Here is a 5644-nt window from a genome sequence, read left to right on the forward strand (position 1 = left end):
CAATGTGCTACACAAGAGCGAAGTACAGTTTCGATTTGAGCTATCGGGCTCTTGAAGCACCCCGCCCAGCGATAACTGGCTACTCGTGATACTACGTCAGTATCGTATATTGTGCGAACAATTCTGTGAGATAGAACTGTTTCGAACCCTATCGGTGATCGGTAGACGTGACAAATGAGTGCTCAATATACTCGACGGACGTTGTTGACGACACTCGGAGCAGCGGGAGTTACGAGTGTCGCCGGCTGTCTCTCGTCAGGTGATAGTCGCTTTCGATTGAGTGCGTATCCGACAGAGGACCCGTACGAAGCGTTCCTACTAACGGATCCAGCGGGACACCGAGCCCAGTTCGCTATCGATTACCCTGACGAGTACAAGCGTGCCGTCTACGACGAGTTGCTTGCAAGTGGCTCGGTTACAGTGCTGAACTACCAGTTGGCCTACGAGTATGAGTTCGGCTCCGAGCAACGGGACCGTCCTCAGTTCGCTACTGACGGCGATCGGTACTATCGGATCCATGTCGAGACGGCTCGTACTGTCGAACGAGACTGGTGGGAGTTCTATCTCGACTTACAGGATTCCGAACAGCCCGACAGTACTGATCCGGTAACAATACCGGTCACGTCACTGTCCGATCGTGACCAGCAGATACTCCAGCAGGCGATGGAAGCCGCGGCGGCAGATCGAGACCCAGCGATCGACGTCGGTGATCAGGAGCCCGGGTCACGCGGCGTCACGTATCACCACCACCTCGATATCCAAGCGAGCGACCTCGTCCCATCCCCCCCGTTCGACTATCTCCAACACAACAACCATCTGTTTCAGGCACGGGCCGAGCAGAACGCCATCCCCGTAAGCGAACGGACGTTCACAGCCGAACAGATCAGCGAATCACAGTCTGAATACGAACAACACATCTGCGACACCGTTCTCGAAATCGACTTTTCGACGGTCTCGCTCTCAAGTGAGGCGACAGAGGTGCTCGACACGGCAACAGACGGGCGACCAGTCTCGGGGTTCTATGAAGAGTCACCACCAATGTCGGACGGACTCGACACAATCCTCACGCGCCTCAACGCCGCCGATCACGTACGGGAACACAGCGACTATGGAGAGTATACGACATTTCCGAATATGTACGCAATCTACGACGGGAGTTGGTACGAATTCGAGTTAACTGTCTATCCCTAAGCGAAAATTCGACGACTTTGTTGAACTCCTCTCCAGCGGATACATTTTGATCTGGTTGCGATCTGTACAGGTGAGGCACCTAACACATTTCCTTGTACGCCACCACCCGCCAGCGCATGTCACGGAGTTTTCAGACGCCCTGTTCGTGCTTGATAGTGTGTATCAGCGAATGTGTTCTGACTGTTGCCGGGCTTTTGAAGTGAAAAGTAGAAACGCGATTACACCTATGAATAAAATTACGAATGGGAGCGTCGTGGCACCTTGTTGGCCGTAGTACTGCCCAAATGCGATGGGACTCACAGATAGACCGAACAGGCCAATAGCGTAGCCGAACCGGTCTACCCGGTCGTCAAATTGGATAGAACTTCCAAGGAGAGGAATATCAAATTCCAAATAGAAGTACCCAGATCCTGCGTAAACTGCCGCTGTTCCCATTGCAACGAACCAGTCAGGGGAAAGAAACCAGTATATGCTGAATCCCACCAACAGACCACAGAGAACGGCGAGCGGGAGATTTCTATCCATATCCACACAGTATCAAAATTGTTGTAAACCTTTGTTGGTTCTCGTGCTAGTTCGGCGTACAAGGATTTCTCTATACGAACATTAGAGTTGCACTACTCAGCAACCCGTTGTTTCGGATGAAAATATGCTGAGGGGGAAGAAGTCAACAGAACGGCTCTGTTGAGATCCTTTTCTTCAGATACATTGTTTCCTGAAACATCCGGTCGTTGAAGAGTGCTTACTCATTATTTGTCGAATGAGAATACACCTCTCTGAGGAGCATCCCACCACTACTGATAGCGAGGAATCCACCGACAGCTTGGAGGACAACTGGAAGGGTACCATTTGAGGCCCCGGAGAAAAAGAGAATGAGAGATAGTCCAATTAGCATCAAATACAACGGGGTCTCATACATATCTGGACGTTGTCTCTTCACTGGTTAATATCTGTGAATTGACTTCGATCGAGCCGAGCTATATCACTCTCTGAGGATTTCAACAGAACCAACAGAACCAATCTGACTTAATTTCGATCGCTTAGTGCTGCTGTTAGCGCCCGGATTTATCTCCATCCGTTGGATCGAAGCTCTGTAGGTAAGCGGCGGCGTGCTCCATCGGGTGCCGTCCGGAGAGCAGTTGAGGCGTTCTCAAAGATCCCGTGGCCGTGTCCAACGAGGACTCGTTGTGGGGTCAGTCCTTCGAACACGGCTCGGTGGGGTACGAACCGGCATAGCAGGTACATGCCGAGTCGCTCTTCGTCCACGGTGAATAGCGGTGATGTCCCGAGTACGTCGGGAACGTAGAGTGTCTCGTCGAATCCGCGATAGGCAATCGCTTCAGACCAGCCGGGGAACGGACGGCAACGACGGAGTTCGAATCCGGACGTGCCGACCGTATTCGTCTCCGGTTCGATCGAAGCATCGAGTTGAGATGTCGCCCGGGAAAGCCACGGGGGACAGTACACCGGTACGTCGTGACGCGCCGCGAACACGTCCGCGTCACGGACGTGGTAGTTCGAACAGACGATCACGCCCCGCACGTCGTCAAGCGCCGGAAGTTCTTCGTCGATCCCCGGCGCGTCGATCGGATCGATGAGCCACACACCACCGTCCTCTCCAACGACGGCGTGACTCGTCCGGCGACCGGTTTCGGTCGGATGTGCGAACCACCCGATCCCGCCGTCCCATCGATCGACAACCTCGTACTCTGAAGAGGGACGTCGGTCATAGATCGGCACTGTCAGCTCTCCGGAAAGACCGTGTCCGGGTCCCGATCCTCGAACGGGCCGACCCCTTCACCCGTCGTTGCGTATCGATACAGCGCGGTCCGGACGATTGCAGATACCGTCTGCGAGCCGACGATGGCAGCGACGATGATCACGCCACCACCGACGAGTGCGCCTGTAGCGGGCACTCCATCGAGCACGAAAAAAACCAACCGCACCCAGTGCGACGCCCGGAAGCGCAACGAGTAGAAAGACGAAACTCACGTCAAGCGTAGCGGAGACGCTTTCACCCCACGTGTCTCGGAACAACGACCCGCTCCGCCGGAGCTGGCGGCGCAGACTCTGTCGCTGATCGAGGACGATGACTGGCACGATGAAGAACGTCAGCAGCGCCCACGCGAGATTGAAGACAGCTCGCGTCAGGCTTCCGACCATGCCGAACTTCTCATCGAGGATGTACAGGACCGTTCCGAGCGTCGCAGCGACGACGGCCCACACAGCGATCTGACGGCGGGCACGCCACGCTGCGGCGAGCCCATCCCGAACGGATGTCGAGTTACCATCGAAGAGCTGGGCCGCGCAGTGTACCACGGCGGCGTTGAAGAACGTCGCTACGCTCGACGAGATCGCAATCACACAAAACAACACCCCGTACTGGTAGAGATCGTTGGTGACGAGCGACTCAACGAGGCCCTGCTGGAAGACGATCACTGCGAGAACAGCGAAGGCACTCCCGACTGCGAGAAGACTCAACACCGGCAGAAGTACCAGGCTTGGTTCTCGGGTGAACACGCGCAGGCTCTCACGGGTAATGTCGAAGCCGCGTCGGTATTTCGAAGCCATATTGAATCACCAAGTTAGGGCGGCGTTGCGACGACGAAGCCGATGTCGTCCGTGGAGACACCGACAGATAATGCGTTCTCTGGACCGGTTTTGTCCCATCGGTACGTGTTCTCCAATCCGGTTTCCGTGCGGATCGTCACGCTGAGCGGTTCATTGGACGCAAGACCTGTGTATCCGTGATCGCCGTTTGCCGGAATGGGTGCCGTGTCGTCGACGAGAACCTCGCTATCTTCAACGGAGTGTATGACCGTCGTGATGTCCTGTTCGCGCTCCGTTTGATTGTTCACGATCAGATGCGGTGCGTTCTTCTGTGTCGTATGTGCGACGGCACCGCCGATTGCGGTGAGGGCAAGGCATCCTGTGAACAGGCCAATCGTGCTTCGTCGCGTGATAGAGGGCATATGTGGCAGGATTCACCAATAGAACGTATGAAAACTTAGAAGAGTCAAAATCAGCTTGAATGGGAACGAGTAATAAAACAGATGGTTCCGGTCACGCCTGTGCGAAGTCGCTCAACGATTCACCAACACTAAAGCCGATCGCGTTATCGAACTCTTCCATACCGAACGCGATAGCGAGCATCTCCTCACTCGTGTCATCAATTGAGATTGACGTTGATGCAGTAGATTCTCCCTGAACTTCGGACTCACCATCCAATTCGACACTTGCTTCATAGGTGTCGGGGTCAGTCCATACGTCTTCGTAGGCCGTCGCGCCGTCTTCATCGTCTTCTTCGTCAGTATTGTTATCGTCCGACGCTGGTGGTAACTCGAACGATTCTGAGAGAAAAGTCTCATCTCCCAGGTCGGTAATCGTTACAGTACCAGTGAGGACACCGCCAGTTTCGTTGAAGAGGTTAACATCACCTAACGCGAGATCGGCAAGGTGGTCTACGACCGCCGTACAACCGGCTGTGCCGCCGAGGAGTCCGACGCCACACGCGGTGAGGAATCGGCGTCTGTTGGTGCTGTTCGAGCACTAACCAAGTGTCTGGCAGAGGGCAATATACGGCATTAAACAGCAGATGGTGTCAATCTCCGGAATGTTCAAAATCTGATTTGACAAATGGTTATTGTTTCCAATCAATCGCGGTGATTTTAATGCGTGTTTCTAGAAGATACAAGTATGGCTGCCCTCCAAACCACCCCACCCTCAATTAGTGCTGCGGTCGCCGCATTTGTTGGACTTGCGCTCATCGGCGGCCTCATCGGGATCGTTGGTACCGTCGTGGTTCGCCGTCTTCGAAATCCCGTTGGAAAGTACCGGCTGCTGTATGGAGTCGTACTCTTCCCGTATGTATTACTCTCCTACGCCGTGTTAGCCCTGACTGGATCTGGGGCTGCGTTCCTCACGGCGCTTCCCGCTAGTCCGGAACTGCTGGACGAGGTGCTCTCGCAGTTCGCCACGTTCCTCGCAGCTGGCTGTATCTGGCTTGTTTCGTATCTCCCGACGGTACGGGGCGTCCGCGACGTACGTGATGTCGAGCTCGCTACCGGCCCCGCAATCAGCAAGATGGCACGGTACGTCGTCGGGCTTAGTGCCGTTCTGACGGTCGTACTCACACCGTTGCAAGTGTTCTCGCTTGCGTCGTCACCACTTGTCTTCGTTCTCGCTCTCGTCATTCTCATACTTGGTGTGCTGTACGCGTCCCCGTGGCTGATCCCGGTACTTCGTTCGACTTCGACACCAATTGGGGAGCGTGCCGATCGAGTCGAACAGCTCTGTTCACAGGCAGGCTTTAATGTACGAGACATCCGAATCCTCGAAACTGAAAACGAAGAAACGGCGAGCACAGTCGTTCGCGGGCCACCGAACTACCGACGCCTCTTCGTCACAAGTACATTTCTCGATGTATTCGACGATGCGCTCTTCTGTAGGAGAT

At 54.8% G+C, this 5644-nt stretch carries 6 protein-coding genes; 2 read left to right on the plus strand and 4 right to left on the minus strand.

All coding sequences use genetic code 11. The features are described 5' to 3' along the window. Nucleotides 1-276: 276 nt before the first annotated feature. Nucleotides 277-1191, plus strand: coding sequence for a hypothetical protein (locus tag DJ69_RS09010; protein ID WP_099255306.1), 915 nt, complete (start codon nucleotides 277-279; stop codon nucleotides 1189-1191). A gap of 162 nt (nucleotides 1192-1353) precedes the next feature. Here DJ69_RS09010 and DJ69_RS09015 read toward each other — a convergent pair whose 3' ends face one another. From DJ69_RS09015 to DJ69_RS09030, 4 genes are all read right to left on the minus strand, one after another. Continuing rightward, nucleotides 1354-1716, minus strand: coding sequence for a hypothetical protein (locus DJ69_RS09015; RefSeq protein ID WP_099255307.1), 363 nt, complete (start codon nucleotides 1714-1716; stop codon nucleotides 1354-1356). 540 nt (nucleotides 1717-2256) lie between these two features. Then, on the minus strand, nucleotides 2257-2931 hold the full coding sequence (locus tag DJ69_RS09020; RefSeq protein WP_180271774.1) for a hypothetical protein: 675 nt from the start codon (nucleotides 2929-2931) through the stop codon (nucleotides 2257-2259). A gap of 57 nt (nucleotides 2932-2988) precedes the next feature. Then, nucleotides 2989-3762, minus strand: a complete 774-nt coding sequence (locus DJ69_RS09025; RefSeq protein ID WP_245851599.1) for a DUF6159 family protein — start codon at nucleotides 3760-3762, stop codon at nucleotides 2989-2991. A 14-nt stretch (nucleotides 3763-3776) separates the two neighbouring features. Continuing rightward, nucleotides 3777-4163, minus strand: coding sequence for a hypothetical protein (locus DJ69_RS09030; RefSeq protein ID WP_099255309.1), 387 nt, complete (start codon nucleotides 4161-4163; stop codon nucleotides 3777-3779). A gap of 724 nt (nucleotides 4164-4887) precedes the next feature. Between DJ69_RS09030 and DJ69_RS09040 the strand changes: the two genes are divergently transcribed. Then, the coding region (locus DJ69_RS09040; RefSeq protein WP_180271775.1) for a peptidase at nucleotides 4888-5644 on the plus strand (757 nt) is incomplete at its 3' end.

Origin of the sequence: Halorubrum persicum, assembly GCF_002727125.1 — an archaeon.
GTDB classification, from domain to species: domain Archaea; phylum Halobacteriota; class Halobacteria; order Halobacteriales; family Haloferacaceae; genus Halorubrum; species Halorubrum persicum.